Origin of the sequence: Sphingomonas sp. BK481 (assembly GCF_014194875.1) — a bacterium.
GTDB lineage: Bacteria > Pseudomonadota > Alphaproteobacteria > Sphingomonadales > Sphingomonadaceae > Sphingomonas > Sphingomonas aerolata.
Map to the genome: position 1 here is coordinate 67764 of NZ_JACIAP010000013.1, position 16157 is coordinate 83920.

A 16157-nucleotide genomic window follows, 5' to 3' on the forward strand; every position below is an offset into this window, starting at 1 on the left:
TATAAGGCCCCGAGCCGTCCCAAGGATTGCGCCTCAAAGAGCGGGGTGAAGCTCGTTGGCCGGAGCGTCGCGGCTCAGCGCTGGGTCGCCAGTGACGCACGCCCCTTGCTAAGGGATGGCGGTCGCCTGCCTCTCGTATCCGCACTCTGCGTCCCCTCCGATCGATGGGAGAGTTCGCCGGGCTGCAGAGACGGCCAGTCCGGGGCAGATTGGAAAGGAATTGCCGCTTTTCGGAAGAGGATTTCCTGCGCGCGTGCGCGCCCGTCAGTTGATCGTCACCCGAATGGGCCGAGACCCGAAGGGGCTCGGTGGAGCGCAAGCGGAATAGAGCGACGGTCCCGGCGCAGCCGGGAGACGCCCTATAACGCCGTCAGTTCTTCGTAGATTTCGGCACGTCTGGCTGCCGCGACGTACCAGCCCTTCGACTTTGGATGCCACCTGGCCTTACCTTCCAGCACGCCGATCGCCAGCTCGCCGGCGCGAGAACCATACGGCCACCATATCCGCATCTCGCCCGAGGACAGATCTTCGATCCAGATCGCGCCGAGCGATGTTTCGATAGTCTCTTTTGCCATGGGGTCAGCTTAACGCGGCGAGCAGATGTCGCGAAGCGGGTATCGGCAAGCGGGGCGGTGAACACGGGAAGAGGCCCGGAGCGTCAGCTCCGGGCCGGTTCTGCGTCGGGTCAGAAGGGCACGTCGTCGTCATCCAGACCGCCGTGATCCTGCGTATCGCCCTGCTGCTGGCGACCCCGGCTGAGGAAGGTCACTTCGTCGGCGATGATCTCGACACCGTAGCGCTCGATGTTCTCGCTATCCGTCCAGCGGGTGTAGTGGATGCGGCCCCGGACCATGACCTTCTGGCCCTTGTCGACGTATTGGGCGACGGTCTTGCCGACACCGTTGAAGCAGGTGATGCGGTGCCATTCGGTGTCCTCGACCCGGCGACCGTTTTCCTTGAGGATCTTGCCCTCGCTGTCGCGCTTGGGGCGCGAGGTGGCTAGGCTGAACTGGGTGATCTTGGTGCCGCCCTGGGTGGTGCGGGCTTCGGGCGCTGCGCCGACGTTGCCGGCGAGGATGACGAGGTTCTGCATTTCGAGGTTCCTTTTTTTGCTCGCCGGGGGTCCGTCCCCTCGACTGAACACCAAAAAAGACGGCCAGGACGCTCTCTCCACCGGAGCGCGAAGACGCGGAGGGGAACCCCGATCTTAGGGGTGGTGCGGGCAGCCGCGCAGCGGCAACTCGGCCCGAAGGATCGCGGGTTGGGGAGGGTGGACGGCCGGATTAGGTCGTTCAGGAAAGAGAGGGGATGGACCCCCACTGGCGGGCAACGGACAGAGAACCGTGTGCAGGACCAGCTTGTCGCATCGATTTGCCGGCAACGTCGGTGTCTCGACCCGTCACCACAGGCGGTGCGTTATCCTGACTGCCTTCGCCTTGCGCCGATCGCTACGCGGGCAACCTCTCCGGGATGACGGTCGCGGTGTGGGCCTTGGCACTGCCTTCCTGCCCAGGCGCGCGCGCCGTGCCCTGTCGACATGGACTGAGGGGGGTCCGGCACGTTTCACACCGATGTGCGGTCGAAACGAGAGCCCCGGTGTCGTGATGCCGATCGAGGCTTTCAGCCGGGGTGCGAGCAGGGCCTTCGCGGGCCATCGTACCAGCGTGAGGACCTTGCCCGTCAACCGAGGCAGACGGTCGGGTAGGCTCCGGGCCTCACCCCACGGAACCGCTCTGCGTCATATATCAGGGCGCGGCAGCGCCCGCTTCACGCGTTCAGTCATCACCCGACGCTGGTGAGGGACGGAGCATGGCCCATGCTTCCGATCCGACCGCTTTTGCCAGTTTAGCCATCACGGCAATCGTGGGATTGGCTCGCCCTCGCTCGATGACCGAGATCGATGCTGCCGCCATATCCACTCTCTCGCCAAGCTGACCTTGTGTCAGCTTCATCGCTTTCCGGCGCTCCCTAAGTCGGACGCCGAATAGCTGTGCCTCGGGAAGCATAAAGTCATCGAGATAGATCATGGGGTTTCAACCATCAGCTTTCCGGATTGGTCTCGAAGAGGTCCAGTTGGGCGGCACGCGCTGCGCGCTCACGACCCTTGATAATTTGCGACGCGAGCCATGCCTTCTGCTGACCGATGCCCATGCCGAGCATGGGGACGGCAGCACGCTCGCCGGCGAAGGCGAGCAGCGGTTCGCGGTAGAGGCGACCGGCGAGGAAGACGATCGGACCCGCGTAGCGCGGCCCGATCGCTCGCCGTAGCTGGCGAACCGTTTTTTCGCCCCACAAACGCCGCTCTGCGGCCGTCAGGTCGCGGAGCGTAGCGTCATAAGGGGCAAGGCGCTGCGAAGGCTTCACGAGGCCGTGTGCGGCCGAGAGGATGAACCAGTGCCCTCCGGTCTTTTCGACATAGGTTCGGGCTTTGCGGAACCAGTCGGAGCGGTAGAGGTCGGCTGCGGGTGCGCGCCGGTCGAGTTTCTGCGAGACGCAGGCGACGAGGTAGAGAGGCGGCGCCGATGGCGCGTTATCCGTCATGGGTCGATCAGGCCCGGACGGCGCGGTCGCGCCGGGGCACCGAGCTGGTCGATGGTGAGCTGGCGGTGCAATGTTGCCGGCAGGTCGGGGATGTGGCGGTGCGCGATAACGATCAGCGGGTCGGGCGCACGAACCTCGCCGTAGAACGCGCCAAGCCAAATCGAGGGCTGTTCGTCCTCGTCCTGGCCGTCGCCGGTCCAGATCTGGAGGAAGAATGACGCGAGCGGCGCATCCCACCCGATCGACAGGCGGGTGTCACCGCTGTGAAAGTCGTGACGGCTCATGCGGACGTCTCCCTATTCGGACAGTCGGCGAAGCGTTTCTCAGCTTCGTCGAGCGTCGCTTTGGTCAAGGCGTCCACCCGGCTTGGGCCTCGCCGATTGCGGATCCAGCGCAGGGCGGCACCGTTGGGCTCGCTGTCATCCTTGCCGAACAGGTAGAGGTCAAGCAGCTTGCTCTTCCAGCGCCGTCCGTTGCGGCGTCGAAAATCGACGAGGGTGCGTAGCTCCTCGTCGGTCCATTCGGGCATAGGGACGCGGGCGGGTTTGATGGTGTCGGTCATGGCGGTCCTCACTCGGAGTTTGGGCTCATGGCCCTAAGGTAGCGGAGGAAATCCCGGCTCCAGGTGTGCGGGATTGGCTTGGGCGGCCGTTCGTGCGTCACGGTCGGCCCGTCGAAGAGATCGGGCTGACGCCCGATCATGAGAGGCTGGATGAGGTGACGCGGCTGCCGGATGCAGTCGCGGGCCATCAGACCGCGACCAATTCCGGGTAATGCGCGCTGAGATTGGCGATCGCTTCTTCGCCCTCGGGGAAGGGCGGGCGCATGATGCTGATCGCGGTGCGGATCGCTCCAGCTAGATCCGCGTGGTGAATCACGGGCGTCGTGCTGTCGGGATATTCGACCGGCGCGGTGAAGCCGGCATGAAACCAGCGGCCAAGGCCTTCGTCGACGCGTTCGGCGTAGCGGGCGTGGGCTTGGTTCGACGGATCGAAGCGCAACGCGAGTTCGGTGTAGCGGCCGAAATCATGGTCGGACGTGTCGCGTGCGAAGGCCGCACCACCAGGGGGCGGGCCATAGCGCGCGGTGAGGGCGGCCTGGTAGCAGTCGACTTCGAGACGGTTGAGCCGTTGGAAGTCGGGTGTGCGGCCGAGTTGGGCGCAGTCCTCTTCGGCAGGGCTCGCGCCGAGGGTCAGGATCTCGATCATGGTGTTGGCTCCGCACGGACCGGGGGTCGGACCGCTCAAAGCCGCAAAGTCGCCTCTCCTCTGTTCGGAGCGGGCTACTCGGAGGGGGGCTGAGTGAAGGTGCCGCGACCATCGCGGAAAGCACCGACGACACTCCCGCCATCCCAAAATCCGCCAAGGATTCCCTTGCGCGGGATGCTGCCGATCGGCTTGCGGCGTGCGGCAAGAAGGCGGGCACGCCGGGTGTCGCGATCAACGGGATTGCCCATCATGTCCTGTGCCTGGCGGAGCGGCTTCATGGGTTCACCTCTAACATTGGTTGGGGGATGCGAGAACGGCTTACCCGTTCCTGCGATGCTCGGGAGGGCGGCCTCAGCCGCCCGTCGCGATGCCGAGCAGGAACGGATCGCACGACGCTTCGATGTCCTCGGGCGTCAGATTCTCGGATGCGAACAGGTCGCGGTCGGACAGGACCGCACGCGGAGCGGCGGGATTGTCCGTCATGACGACGTGGTAGGTGTCGCCGTCAGCGGCAGCGCGGCGCAGCGCGAAGCGCCAGCAATGCGCAGCCGTCTGGAATGGGTTGGGGCGAGGCATTGGATTACTCCATCGGTGTCGTGGGTGAGAATGATCTCCTGCGGCAAAGCCGCAAGAGGCGAGGTCGCTGGCGCAAAGCCAGCGGCCGAGCCGAAGCTCAGGCGACCTTTCGGTCGGCCTGAGCGTTCTGTGCAGCGGGAGGGGTTCCAAGCGGTCCGCGGCGATCGACCACGCGGATGCCGGCCTTCTTGGCGTCGATCACCAGTCGCTCGGTCACACCGTTGCCCTGGAAGGCGATGACGTAGCGGGGCTTCAGCGAGAGCATCTGCTCGTTGCGACGGAAGCCGGCACGATCACCCAGCTTGCGATCGAGACCGAAGCGGACTTGCTGGATACCATTCTGTTCGGCCCACGACGCCGCGATGCGCTCGATCCCCTTCATGTCGCCGCCATGGACGAGATACATGTCGCCGACGCGCTCGCGAACCGCATTGAGGGTGCGCAGCAGATTGTCGCCAAACGCCTTCATGTCCTCGTCGGTCCGGAAGGTCAGCCGTCCCCCGGCAAACACTACGGGCGTGCCCTGTGCCGTGTTGGCGTCGCGGACCCGCTCGCGGCGAGCCTGAAGGAAGGCGCGTCCGTCAACGATTGCCGACGTCACCCCGAGCGAAATGCGGTTGCCGGTCGACGGGATCCAGGAACGGCCGGTCTCGCGGATATAGTGTGCCGCTGCGGTGTCGCGCATGTGTTCGTAGCAGGTGGCGGCCTCCTCGATTTTCTTGGCAAGGTCGATCTTGTCCTCGAGGTTGGCGGTGTTGATCTCCGAACCGTCCTGCTCGGCCAGGAGGAGCCTGATCTCGTCGGTGAGACGGTCGATGGTCGCGTGCTTCTTCGCCGCGGCCCGGTGAAAGAGGTTGACCAGGCCCCAGCCCATCTCCTCGATGTCGCGCTCGAGCGACGTATTCTGGAGGGTTGCGAACAGGTCGCTCCAAATGGCGGTGGTGGTCTGCTCCAGTGCCTCGGTCGAGGGCGGGCACATGCCCGAAACGTCTTCGGCGCGGGGTTCGAGGTGTCCAAGCTCCAGAGCGGAGAGTGCGGCAGCAAGGGAAGTGGTCATGGGGTCAAGCCCTTCATCTGATCGAGGCCGGCGGCCTATCCGCCGGATGCGCACCTCCTGGGCGGCCGAATAAGAGGCGCCCGCACCGGAGCGCAGCGGAGGGAAACCGCAAAAACCGGGGTGGTGCGGGCAGCCGCAAAGCGGCAACTCGGCCCGGATTTTTGCGGTTGCAGGGGTCTCGCGGCCGCCCATGTGCCGCATCTCTCTGGCGGAAGGCTGTCGGGCGTCAGGTGGCGTCGGGCGCAGACGTGACCACGCTTGTTGCCGCCTTCGGAACTGCCGGGCTCAACCCACACCGGGCGATGTCGTCGAGAAGTGCTTGCCCCGTTGCACACAGGCGGACCATCGCCGCTGGGGTGATCCTCAACGCTCCATCGGCGTCGATTGCATCGACCATGATGCGGATCTGATCGACCAGATCCTCGCTCCGGGTCGCGGCATAGCCCGCGCACGCCGCCACTTCAGAGAATAGGCCCGGGACGGGCAGGACGGAGGCATCGTCGCCATCCGGGACAAAGCGCCAAGGATCGACGTCCGCACCTTCAGCGATCGCGCTGACATAAGTGGGATGCTCCGTATCGAGGCTCTTCCACCCGTCGGTCGTATGCGACGCATCGATCGCGGAGCGGCAGGCGTTGACGGCATCTTCCGCCTCGACCGTGATTTCCGCACGGTAATGGGCAGGGTATTCGCAGTGGACGGTGAAGGTCTTCATGGGACCGGACTCCTGAAGGTTGGCAAAATGGGAGACCCAAGCGGTTCGGGTCATTCGTAGCGGGGACGCTCGGCCGGAAAGGCGAGAGGGGGCCAGCCATCGTGGACGCGGGCCTCGAAGCGCCCAGCGTAGAGGACGCTGCTGATCTCGCGCGCGTGATCGCCGACGTTCCAATCGCGATCGAGATGCGCTTGAACCTCCAGTGCCATCGTCCTGGCGCGGTCCTGGTGACCCTCGGCAAAGGTGACGCCGAAGGCGGTCAGTGCCGGGTCGGTGCAGAGGTCGCCGGAATCGTAGTACCAGCCACCTTCCTCGGGACCGCCATAGAGCCGTTGGACGAGGTAAACGGCAACGCTGTGCATGGTGATGATCCTTTCCCAAGCATGAGCCCAAGGCTCATCTGTCCAAAGGATGCCTCCCCTCCGGGAGACTGTTTCAGTCGATCACGCGCCAGCCAGCAGCGATCCAGCCCTGGCGGTTGGGCGCATATTTTGCGGCCGTCGCGAGGATGATCTTGCGGCGCGCGTCGGGGTCGCCGGAGTGGTCCGCGATCGCGGCCGCGTCAGCGGCGCGCGCGGGCCAGCATTGATCCATATTCAGCATCGCGACTGGAAACGCCGTCGATCCTTCGACGACGAATTGCTTGATGATCGGGTTAGCCATGGTGACGGTCTCCGGCGAGCGCGTCGGACGCGCGATGAAAGTCGTCGAGCCAGCGCCCCATCGGGGCGCGATGCTCGGGCGGAAGTGCTGCCTGTGCCGCCTGAAATTCGAGCAGCGCCAAGGGCGCGGTCTCGATGATGCGGTCGACTTCGGCCGGTGAGAGGAGACCGCGTTCGCGGATGAACTCGGTGATGCTGCCGGGACGCGGCGTCGCACCGCGACGGCCAAGCACCGGCTTGCGCCACAGACCCTCGACATTGCGGAGGCGAGGCTTGGCTCGCGCTTCCATCAGCACGATGATGCGCAGCTCCGGAATCGAAAGCTCCAGCACCTCGTCGGGCTTGATGCTGCCGCAGAAGTAACAGCTCGACTTGGGCGGAACGGGCAAGCCGGCGCGCGCGATGCGCGCTTCGCAGACGGCGCGCGACCATTCCCATTCCCGCAAGGGATAGCGGTAGGCGTAGCGAGGATCCTCGCACCCTACCGCGTGATGGTAACGCTGCGTGTCGCGTCCCGAGGCGTCATAGCCGATCAGCTTTACGACGCGCCCGCCTGCGTCCCAGCAGCGGCGCGCGGGTTCCCACTGGGCGGTCCAGGCATCTTGCGGGGCCGCCTTCCATTTCTGGCTGCACGACCCGCCACCAAATACGACGGAGGGCAGGGTGGCGTTGGTTAGCATGTTCTCGGCAATGCCCGCATAGGGCGGCCAGTGTTTGAAGTTGCGGGGCTGGTAGCGGACGATCTCGGATGGGATGCCGCGTTCCGACATCCAGGCCCGGAACAGGGGGATGAACGCATAGGTCGCCGACTTCTCGGCGCCGGGATCGGCGAAGAGAACCATGTCGACGGGCTCGCCGCGGTCGGCGAGCTCGACGATCATGGTCTGAGCGGAACCGATTAACGCCCTTTGCGGAAGCAGTTATACTGAACCGGTAGTTCGAGTCGTTCCCGTAAGGAGAATAGCGGATGCCGGCGTGACCGACAAATCTGCCCGTTTGCGTTCTGGCGCAACGGTGCGGTTCGCCCGAAATCCGGCAGGACGGCCGGGGCAAAGATCGTGCACGGGTTGGTATCAGTCGATCAAGGCTGGCGATGCGCTACCCTATGAGAGCCTGCTCGAGCGCGATGCGCTGTTGCTTCTCGACTTCAATCCTGATGTTGCACAGTTCGGAGTGCAACCGGAAACGTTCGTTTGGACGGAAGCGGGCCGACAACGGCGTTACACCCCCGATATCCGGCTGGAGACGGTGGGCGGCGCGGTCATCTACCGGCAGGTGAAACTGGCCACGCGATTGGCGGCTGACCCGACCTTGGGCGGACGGTTGCCAGCAATCGAAGCCGAGTGCGCCGCGCGTGGCGCCCGGCACGAGATGTGGCTCGACACCGATATCCGGCGACAGCCACGCTTGTCGAATGCGCGACGGCTGCGCGCAACGGTGGCGGTGCTGGCGGCAGAAAACCTCCACGCGATCCACACCATAATCACCCGCCTCCCCTTTCCGTCGAACCTGGGCGTAGCCGCCGAGGCACTCGGCGGCCGACCCGTGCACGTCAACATTGTGCTCGGCCTCGCGGCAGTCGGCGAGCTTGTGGTGGATCTCGATCGACCGCTCGATGACGACACGGTTCTCATGCGGGGAAGGAATGCGAAATGAACGCAACGCCGATGCGCTTCCAGCAAGGCGACACGCTCTCGATCCGGGACGATAAAGGTCAGGTGGCGCTCTGGTTGGTAATCGAGCGCAAGCGCGGTGGCTATTTGCTGCGACCGCAGAGCGGCAGCGATGCGCGAACATGGAGCGACGATGAAATCGACATCATCTATGGTGCCCGGCGGCTGACGCATCATCCTTGCAATGCGGACGGCCTGCCCAAGGCGATCGCCGAGACGCTGGAGAAAACTTGGGAGTTCTGGCCCGAAGAAATCCGCCGCGAGGCCGAGCGCAGAGACACCTATGTCCGCATGGTCGACGCGATCCGTGGCGAGCACCCGACACTCATGGGCTCCTATGCCGCTGCTGCTGAGGCTGTCTTCGCCGCGAATCATGAACAATGGGAACGCGAAGATGCCGCGCTTGCGGCCCGGATGGCCGCGGAGCGGCGAAAAGGGAACGGCGTGCCGCGCCGCACCAAGGCAGCGGCCCGACCCAATCCCTATACAGTACGGGCGTGGTATAGCGTATGGAGCCGGCACGGCCGGGATGTCCGGCTCCTGATCCCGCATTATCATCGGCGCGGGGCACGCCAACCCCGCTATGCGCGCGAGGACGGCGATCACCCCGATACCTACAAGCTCATGCGGCAGGCCGTCGAAGTCTGGTATTTGGGCATGCCGCGGCGGCGGAAGAACTATGCCTATCGCCGCTATGTCGATCTGTGCCGCGAACAGGATGTTCCTGCGGTCAGCGACCGCACCTTCCGCGTGTTTATCCGCGACAATTATACCGAGCGGCAGGAATATGAGCGTCGCTTCGGTCGGCGCGCCGCCTGGCTGAGGTTCGGCATCTTCGAGCGACGGAGCCCGCCCGAACGGCCGCTCGAAGAAGTGGAGGTGGATCATTGCCTGATCGATCTGGTGGTGGTGCATCCGGAGAGCGGCCGCGCGTTGGGGCGGCCCTGGCTCACCGCGCTTCTCGATCGCGCCACCCGCATGATCATAGGGGTGCATCTGAGCTTTGAGGCTCCGTCCTATGCCTCACTCCAGAGAGCGCTTGCCCATTCCTTATGGAAGAAGGATCTCTCCGGGTTCGCCGATATTGAGCATGACTGGCCGTGCCACGGCGTGCCCGAATGGCTGATCTGCGACAACGGCAAGGAGTTCCGGTCGCAATCGCTGCAGACGGCCGCCAGGATGCTCGACATCGGCATCGTCAATCTGCCGGTGAAAATGCCATGGTTGAAGGGCGCGGTAGAGCGCGTGTTCCAGACCATCGGCGTGCAGGTGTTCAGCCATGAGGAAGGCACGACGTTGTCGCGGACCATGGATCTCTATGATCCGGTCGCGCGGGCAAGGCTGTCGCTCGAGGAAGTGCGTGGTCGTATCCTCAAGTGGATCGTCGATGACTATCATCACAGCGTCCACGATACGTTGAAATGCACGCCCTATGAGCGCTGGCGAGAACTCAGCGCGCTTTACCCGGTGCGCCCGGTTCCTGACTTCGACCATATTGTACGGCTGACCGGAGAGACCTTCTTCCGGCGCATCTCCAACATCGGCATCCAATATGAGGGGCTGCTCTATGCTGATCGGGAGAAGCTCGAAGCGCTGCTGGCGCGCCGCGGCGGGTTGGAGAAGGACTGGGAGTTACGCTACGATCCCTATGATCTGGGTGAGGTCTGGCTGCTCGACGACGAGTGCGGCGAATGGCTAATGATCCCGTGTGTCGACCAGAGCATATCGCGGGGCGTCTCCAAATATCAGCACAAGATCCATCGCTCGATCGCAAAGCGAAGCCTGCCGAAGAATGCGCCGGTGACGGTCGCCGATCTCGAAGCGGCGCGCGGTCTTGCCGAACAGACGGCGGTAGAGCTGCAAAGTGAGGCGAGTAAAGTCCGCAGCAAGACGCGGGCAGCGCGGTACGAGACCGATGGTCGCTACTTCACGCCGATCGAAGGGCAAAAGCGACCGCCTGAAATAGGAACGCAGGCACCGGCGGTAGAAACCGCACCACGTGCGGCGAAACAGGCACCGGTGCCGTCGCCTCCCGTCATCGATCTCGACGCGGACATCGAGGCTCTGGTTGCACAATGGTCGGACCTGAGGCGATGACACATCGTCGCGCCGCGAAGTTATCGGCACGGCCAGCGGTGCCCGACGCCGTGCTTGCGTTCGAGACCACGGTGATCCCGCATACGCGCCACACGGAAGCGAAGGCAGCGATCCGCGAGTTACATGGCCGATACCGCCCGCGCGAGGACAGCCCACGCTTCAAGGCCCGGGCCCTGCTCGTCATCGGCTCTGCTGGGTCCGGCAAGACGACGGCGCTCGAGGACTATGTGGCCGACTATCCCGACAGCGCGACAGAGGATGCCGATGTCCGCCGCATCGTTTACGTCGAAGCACCGGAACGGACGACGCGACGGGCGCTGGTGGGGGCGATCCTCGGCGCCTATGGCTATCGTGCGCGGGACCATTGGAACACCAGCGAGGTGATCGAGAAGATCGCCTTCTATGCCGAGGAGACGGGCACCGAGATGATCTTCATCGATGAAGGGCATCACATGGTGAACGAGAATAATCCCGACATGACGGCGGAAGTGACCGAGTTCATCAAGTCTTTGCTCAACCGTGTGAAAGTCCAGATCGTGATCGCGGGTCTTCCCCGGCTGCTCGACATCTCCGTCCCGGGCGAGAAGACGATGCAACTGCGCCGTCGGTTGCAACCGACGATCATCCTCAAGCCCTATGACTGGGCGACCCGGAGCGGTCGCACGATGTTCTCTGGCGTGCTCGGCGTCATGGAAAAGATGATGGGGTTGCCGGATGCGTCCGGCCTCGCGAAGCATGAGATGGCGAAACGCATCTACGTCGCGACGGGCGGCGAGATCGGGATCGTCTCCAAATATCTGAGCCAAGCGCTGAGCGTGGCACTGGCGATCGGCCGACGGTCGATCGATCTGAACCTGTTGGGAGAGGTTCATTCGGGCTGGCATCCGATTTATGAGCCCGATGTCAGGGATATGCTGGACTTCGATGCGATCCTTGAGGATGAACCGACAGTTCCGAGCGGCGGCCCGCCCCACCACGACAATCCCTTCCTGTGTTCGGCCGAACGCCTGCGCGAGATCTGGCTGCGCGACACCGTACCCCCGTCGCCGAGGAATATGAGCCGCGTCACAAAGCTGCGCGGAAGCGGCGCGCAATCCCTGCGGCCCTTCGTGCGCGAGGGATTATGACAGCACCGGCAACTCGACTTGCGTTGCGGGTGCGATCTGCAGCGTTCGAGCCAGGCTGGGCACTATTCAACCGGCTTGCCCTGCGGCATGGCTGTGAAACCCAGCTGGAATTTGCGCGTCAAGTGCCGCTGGTCGACCGAACCGACTTCGTTCGCGATATGGAGCGTGGGCGACGCTTCCACGATATCGCCCGGCTCAGCGGCGTCCCGCTCGGAACATTGCTTCGCAACTCGATAATGCAGACCGAGGGTGGGAGCGTCCTTGCAGGTGAGCTTGTGAGCCGCAGCGGCAATATCAGCTATAGTTGTCACTTCGCCCGTATCTGCCCGGACTGCATGCGATCGGATATCGAGCAGGGTCAAGGGCCGGTCGCCTGTCGGCCCTGGCGGCGCTCTTGGTGGGATCTGGCGAAGGTATCGAGCTGTCCTCATCATGGTCGGGCGCTGCTGGCGATATGTCCTGCCTGTCGGCACGCGTTCCGCCGTTCGGACCTGTCACCAGCGCGCTGCGCGTGTGGGCACGATCTGACGCAGGAATGTACTGAAGCGATCACGTCGGACGGCAAGATCGGCGATGCCTATCTTGTCGGCAGGCTTGGTGATGGGCCCCGCATCTCCCACGCGTTCCTCGACAGCGTGGCGTTCGCGGACGCCGCCGAGATCATGCAATGGGTGGGCTCGGTCGTACGCTGGGGCAGATTAATCGTCAGCTGGCGCCGGCAGGAGCCTGCGGAGCGTGCTCGCACCATGGCGGCGGGCTTTGCGGTCTGCGAGGACTTCCCCGACCAGTTCGAAAAGATGCTGGACGGGATGCTGGCTGCATGTCCGCTCAAGCGTCTGACACCCGTGGGTGTCTATGGGCGTCTACAATACTGGCTCGGCCTGTCCGTCAATCCGGCTATCGACCCGATCCGGGAGGTCGTCAGGAATCATGTGGTGAAGAATGTGCCGATCACAGCAGGCACGATGTTGTTCCGTCAACCCGCAACAGAAGGCGATCTCACCACGCTAGGCGGTCTGGCGAAGCTCTGCGGCGTATCCGCTGAACGGGTCGCGACCGTAGCTGCGGCATTGAGGTTGATCGACTCGCTGCCCAGCAACGCCCGGGGTATGGTCGTGCCGAAATCCCTCGAGGCGCCGTTGACGGCCTTCTTCCGCGAGTCCTGTTCTCCCGAGGACGCACGGCGTTATCTCGGCGTCGGTCTCGGGCTGTTCAAGGCACTCATAGCGCGACATTATCTTCCCCGCGCCTTCCCGCTTGGTGGAGCGTCGATCCCGGCGCAGTACCGTCTGGCAGATCTTGACCGCTTCCTTACGGCTTTGCACGGCGATGCGCCGTTCGTCAAAGCATCGCCGCCAGGCAGCGAGACGATCCTGCGGGCCGTGCGCATCTGTTATCGGTCCTCGGAGGCGATCATCGGCGGGCTGCTGCGTGGCCAGATCAGGGCTACGGGCCGCTTGCGCGGCGAACGAGGCATTGCGCAGATACTGGTCGATACCGACGCGGTGATCACCGGCCTCGAATATGAGGACGATCCAATGTTTATGCTCATGGCGCAAGCTGCGCGTCACCTTGGCGTGACCATCCCAACGGTTGCAAGGCTCAAGCAAATGGGATGGCTGACAATCGACAGGAAACAGACACCGCTCAGGATCATGCCCGCCTTGCGGCGAGCGGAGGTCGAAGCGTTCGGCGTGCGCTTCGTCAGCGCAGCCGAACTGGCGCGTATCCCCTGTAAAGCTACGCATGCCGTGAGGGTTCATCAGCATCTGCGGGGCGCTGGTCTGACGCCGGCGATCGCTGGAAGCCGAAAGCTGCAGCCCTTCTATGATCGCGAGAGCGCCGAAAAAGTGATCCGTGGGATCTATCGTGATGGGTTGCCCGAAACGACTGCAGCGATGTGAACGGATCTGCCGGCACGGATGAAGCGGCGCGGCTGCGGGCCCGGCTCAAGGCCCTGGATGACGAGCGGGCGGCGGTGATTGCAGCGCTGGATGCCGTCGCAATGCAACAATCGACCGAGCACCGAAAAGCTGATGCGATCTCCCTGTTCTCCGATCCTCCGGTAACGGCGACATCGCCGACAGGCGAAAAGGTCGCGTTGTTCCGCCGGCTGTTTGCCGGTCGTGAAGATGTCTTCCCGCTGCGCTGGGAGAATCGCAAGACCGGGCGCGGCGGCTATGCGCCTGCGTGCGGCAATGAGTGGAAACGCGGACTCTGCGATAAGCCGCAGGTCAAATGCGGCCAGTGCGCGCACCAGGCGTTCCTGCCCGTGACGGACGAGGTGATCGACAAACATCTGCGTGGGCGCGCGTTATCGCGATCCGACGCAGGCGACTTTGTGGCGGGCGTCTACCCTTTGCTTGCGGAGGAGAACTGCCGGTTCCTCGCGGCCGACTTCGACAAGGCGAATTGGGCCGAGGATGCGCTCGCCATGATGGAAACCTGCCGCCTGCGAGGGGTGCCCGCCGCGCTCGAGCGATCCCGATCCGGCAACGGTGGCCATGTCTGGATATTCTTTGCCGACGCCGTGCCGGCGCGAACGGCCCGCGCGCTTGGCGCCTCGTTGTTGACCGACACGATGGAGCGGCGTCCGGAGATCGGGTTCGGCTCCTATGATCGCTTCTTCCCGAGCCAGGACACCATGCCGCTCGGCGGGTTCGGCAATCTGATCGCGCTGCCGCTGCAGGGGCACGCCCGCCGACGGGGAAACAGCCTGTTCGTGGATGAGCAGTTACACCCCTATCCCGATCAATGGGCGTTCCTGTCCTCGCTGTCGCAGCTGGATGCACACGATGCCGCGCGCATGGTGGCCGACGCGGAAATGCGCGGGCGGGTGCTGGGTGTGCGGATGCCGGTTGAAGACGAACACGCCACCGAGCCCTGGCGGATGGCGCCATCACGGCGGCCGACTCAGTTGCCTGTGACCGAACCGCTGCCCGAGACACTTGGGATCGTGCTGGGCGATCAGGTCTACATCGATCGGACTGGGTTGCCGGCGGCGCTAACCGCGCAGATCGTCAGGCTCGCGGCATTCCAGAATCCCGAGTTCTATCGGGCGCAGGCTATGCGCCTGCCGACGTTCGACAAGCCGAGGATCATCTCCTGCGCAGAGCTTCACCAGAAGCATATCGGGCTACCGCGGGGATGCCTCGACGAACTGGTCGCGCTTATAGCTGCTCATGGAAGCACTGTCAGGATCGACGACCAGCGAATGGCAGGGACTCCGCTCCCGGACGGTCTGTCGTTCCAGGGAGATCTCGAAGAACCCCAGCGAAGGGCGGTCGAGGCGCTCGATCCGCATGATGACGGGGTGCTAGCCGCGACGACGGCGTTCGGCAAAACGGTGGTAGCCGCACACCTCATCGCAAAACGGCATGTCAATGCACTCGTGCTCGTCCATCGCAAGGAGTTGCTCAGCCAATGGGTCGAACGGTTGCGAACGTTCCTTGATATCGATCCGAAGCTGATCGGCACGATCGGCGGTGGCAAGCGGAAGCCTACAGGCGTGATCGACGTGGCGCTGATACAGAGCCTCGTAAGGCGCGGCGAGGTCTCGGATCTGGTTGGCGACTACGGTCACCTCATCGTCGATGAATGCCATCACCTGTCCGCGGCGAGCTTCGAACTTGTAGCCCGGCGCGCCAAGGCCAGGTTCGTGCTCGGCCTCTCCGCCACGGTTGCGCGCAAGGATGGGCATCAGCCGATCATCTTCATGCAGTGCGGCCCGATCCGCTATCGGGTGGATGCGCGAACCCAGGCTGCCCGCCGCGGGATCGCCCATCGCACACGACAACGGCGCACGGCATTCCGGCTGCCGCAGACGCTCGCCATCATGGACCGACCGCCGATGCCGGCGGTTTATGCGGCGCTGGCGCAGGACGAGGCCCGAAACGATCTTATCTTCGATGACGTGCTGCGTGCCCTGGAGGCGAAGCGGTCGCCGATAATCCTGACAGAGCGCAAGGACCATCTCGAGTATCTGCAGGGCCGGTTATCCCGGTTCGTGCGGAACCTGGTGGTGTTGCGGGGTGGAATGAGCGCGGCGGAACGCAAGGTAGCGGACGCCGCACTGCGTGTGCCTGACAGCGAGGAGCGGCTCATCCTCGCAACCGGCCGCTACATCGGCGAAGGGTTCGATGACGACCGTCTCGACACGCTGTTCCTGACCATGCCGATCTCCTGGAAAGGGACGCTCGCCCAGTATGTAGGGCGCCTGCATCGCCGGCACGCGGGGAAAACCGACGTGCTCGTCTATGACTATGTCGATGATGCGGTCCCGATGCTCTCGCGCATGGCCGCCAAGCGCCACGCCGGATATCGCGCGCTCGGCTACAGCATCGAGTAATCCGGGGGTGGAATCACTTATCGATTCTCGGAAGCCATCGGCGGATCGAGAACCGATTCTCCGAATGAGATTAATGGTTCTCGATGGCCGCCGGACGCCGCCTGCAGCCGTAAACGTCATATGCGCTTATCGATTCTCCACAGACATGGCGGT

At 64.1% G+C, this 16157-nt stretch carries 19 protein-coding genes; 5 read left to right on the plus strand and 14 right to left on the minus strand.

All coding sequences use genetic code 11. The features are described 5' to 3' along the window. Positions 1-359 precede the first annotated feature (359 nt). From FHY04_RS19075 to FHY04_RS19140, 14 genes are all read right to left on the minus strand, one after another. Positions 360-575, minus strand: a complete 216-nt coding sequence (locus tag FHY04_RS19075) for a hypothetical protein (protein ID WP_029625553.1) — start codon at positions 573-575, stop codon at positions 360-362. 110 nt (positions 576-685) lie between these two features. Continuing rightward, entirely contained in the window at positions 686-1093 is a 408-nt protein-coding gene (locus tag FHY04_RS19080; protein ID WP_183937459.1) for a single-stranded DNA-binding protein, read from the minus strand. Between the two features lie 682 nt (positions 1094-1775). Then, complete coding sequence (locus tag FHY04_RS19085) at positions 1776-2027, minus strand: helix-turn-helix domain-containing protein (RefSeq protein ID WP_183937460.1); 252 nt, start codon at positions 2025-2027, stop codon at positions 1776-1778. Between the two features lie 13 nt (positions 2028-2040). After that, entirely contained in the window at positions 2041-2541 is a 501-nt protein-coding gene (locus FHY04_RS19090) for a DUF6884 domain-containing protein (RefSeq protein ID WP_183937461.1), read from the minus strand. Beyond that, a complete protein-coding gene (locus tag FHY04_RS19095; protein WP_183937462.1) occupies positions 2538-2825 on the minus strand; it encodes a hypothetical protein in 288 nt (95 codons plus the stop codon). Before FHY04_RS19095 ends, FHY04_RS19090 begins: the two co-directional genes overlap by 4 nt. Further along, positions 2822-3103, minus strand: coding sequence for a hypothetical protein (locus FHY04_RS19100; protein ID WP_183937463.1), 282 nt, complete (start codon positions 3101-3103; stop codon positions 2822-2824). The genes FHY04_RS19095 and FHY04_RS19100 overlap by 4 nt, the downstream gene beginning before the upstream one ends. Positions 3104-3290: 187 nt before the next feature. After that, on the minus strand, positions 3291-3749 hold the full coding sequence (locus tag FHY04_RS19105; RefSeq protein WP_183937464.1) for a hypothetical protein: 459 nt from the start codon (positions 3747-3749) through the stop codon (positions 3291-3293). A 74-nt stretch (positions 3750-3823) separates the two neighbouring features. Continuing rightward, a complete protein-coding gene (locus tag FHY04_RS19110) occupies positions 3824-4027 on the minus strand; it encodes a hypothetical protein (RefSeq protein ID WP_183937465.1) in 204 nt (67 codons plus the stop codon). 73 nt (positions 4028-4100) lie between these two features. Next, positions 4101-4325, minus strand: a complete 225-nt coding sequence (locus FHY04_RS19115) for a hypothetical protein (RefSeq protein WP_183937466.1) — start codon at positions 4323-4325, stop codon at positions 4101-4103. A gap of 97 nt (positions 4326-4422) precedes the next feature. Then, the gene (locus FHY04_RS19120) at positions 4423-5382 is read right to left on the minus strand and encodes a DUF2493 domain-containing protein (RefSeq protein ID WP_183937483.1); all 960 of its coding nucleotides are present in this window, start codon (positions 5380-5382) and stop codon (positions 4423-4425) included. 226 nt (positions 5383-5608) lie between these two features. Continuing rightward, positions 5609-6151, minus strand: a complete 543-nt coding sequence (locus FHY04_RS19125) for a hypothetical protein (protein ID WP_183937467.1) — start codon at positions 6149-6151, stop codon at positions 5609-5611. After that, positions 6148-6459, minus strand: coding sequence for a hypothetical protein (locus FHY04_RS19130; RefSeq protein ID WP_183937468.1), 312 nt, complete (start codon positions 6457-6459; stop codon positions 6148-6150). The genes FHY04_RS19125 and FHY04_RS19130 overlap by 4 nt, the downstream gene beginning before the upstream one ends. Positions 6460-6532: 73 nt before the next feature. Then, on the minus strand, positions 6533-6760 hold the full coding sequence (locus FHY04_RS19135; protein ID WP_183937469.1) for a hypothetical protein: 228 nt from the start codon (positions 6758-6760) through the stop codon (positions 6533-6535). Beyond that, entirely contained in the window at positions 6753-7640 is an 888-nt protein-coding gene (locus tag FHY04_RS19140) for a hypothetical protein (protein WP_183937470.1), read from the minus strand. The genes FHY04_RS19135 and FHY04_RS19140 overlap by 8 nt, the downstream gene beginning before the upstream one ends. Positions 7641-7734: 94 nt before the next feature. On the opposite strand from FHY04_RS19140, the gene FHY04_RS19145 reads away from it, so the two are divergent. From FHY04_RS19145 to FHY04_RS19165, 5 genes are read left to right on the plus strand one after another with little or no spacing between them, the layout of a single operon-like run. Then, positions 7735-8415 carry a hypothetical protein gene (locus FHY04_RS19145; RefSeq protein ID WP_183937471.1) on the plus strand — a complete coding sequence of 227 codons (681 nt, stop codon included), beginning with the start codon at positions 7735-7737 and terminating at the stop codon, positions 8413-8415. Continuing rightward, positions 8412-10529: a DDE-type integrase/transposase/recombinase gene (locus tag FHY04_RS19150; RefSeq protein WP_183937472.1), complete on the plus strand. Its 2118-nt coding sequence runs from the start codon at positions 8412-8414 to the stop codon at positions 10527-10529. Before FHY04_RS19145 ends, FHY04_RS19150 begins: the two co-directional genes overlap by 4 nt. A gap of 38 nt (positions 10530-10567) precedes the next feature. Continuing rightward, entirely contained in the window at positions 10568-11656 is a 1089-nt protein-coding gene (locus FHY04_RS19155; RefSeq protein WP_183937473.1) for a TniB family NTP-binding protein, read from the plus strand. Then, the gene (locus FHY04_RS19160; RefSeq protein ID WP_183937474.1) at positions 11653-13560 is read left to right on the plus strand and encodes a TniQ family protein; all 1908 of its coding nucleotides are present in this window, start codon (positions 11653-11655) and stop codon (positions 13558-13560) included. Before FHY04_RS19155 ends, FHY04_RS19160 begins: the two co-directional genes overlap by 4 nt. After that, on the plus strand, positions 13557-16004 hold the full coding sequence (locus tag FHY04_RS19165; RefSeq protein ID WP_311725633.1) for a TOTE conflict system archaeo-eukaryotic primase domain-containing protein: 2448 nt from the start codon (positions 13557-13559) through the stop codon (positions 16002-16004). Before FHY04_RS19160 ends, FHY04_RS19165 begins: the two co-directional genes overlap by 4 nt. Positions 16005-16157: the final 153 nt, after the last annotated feature.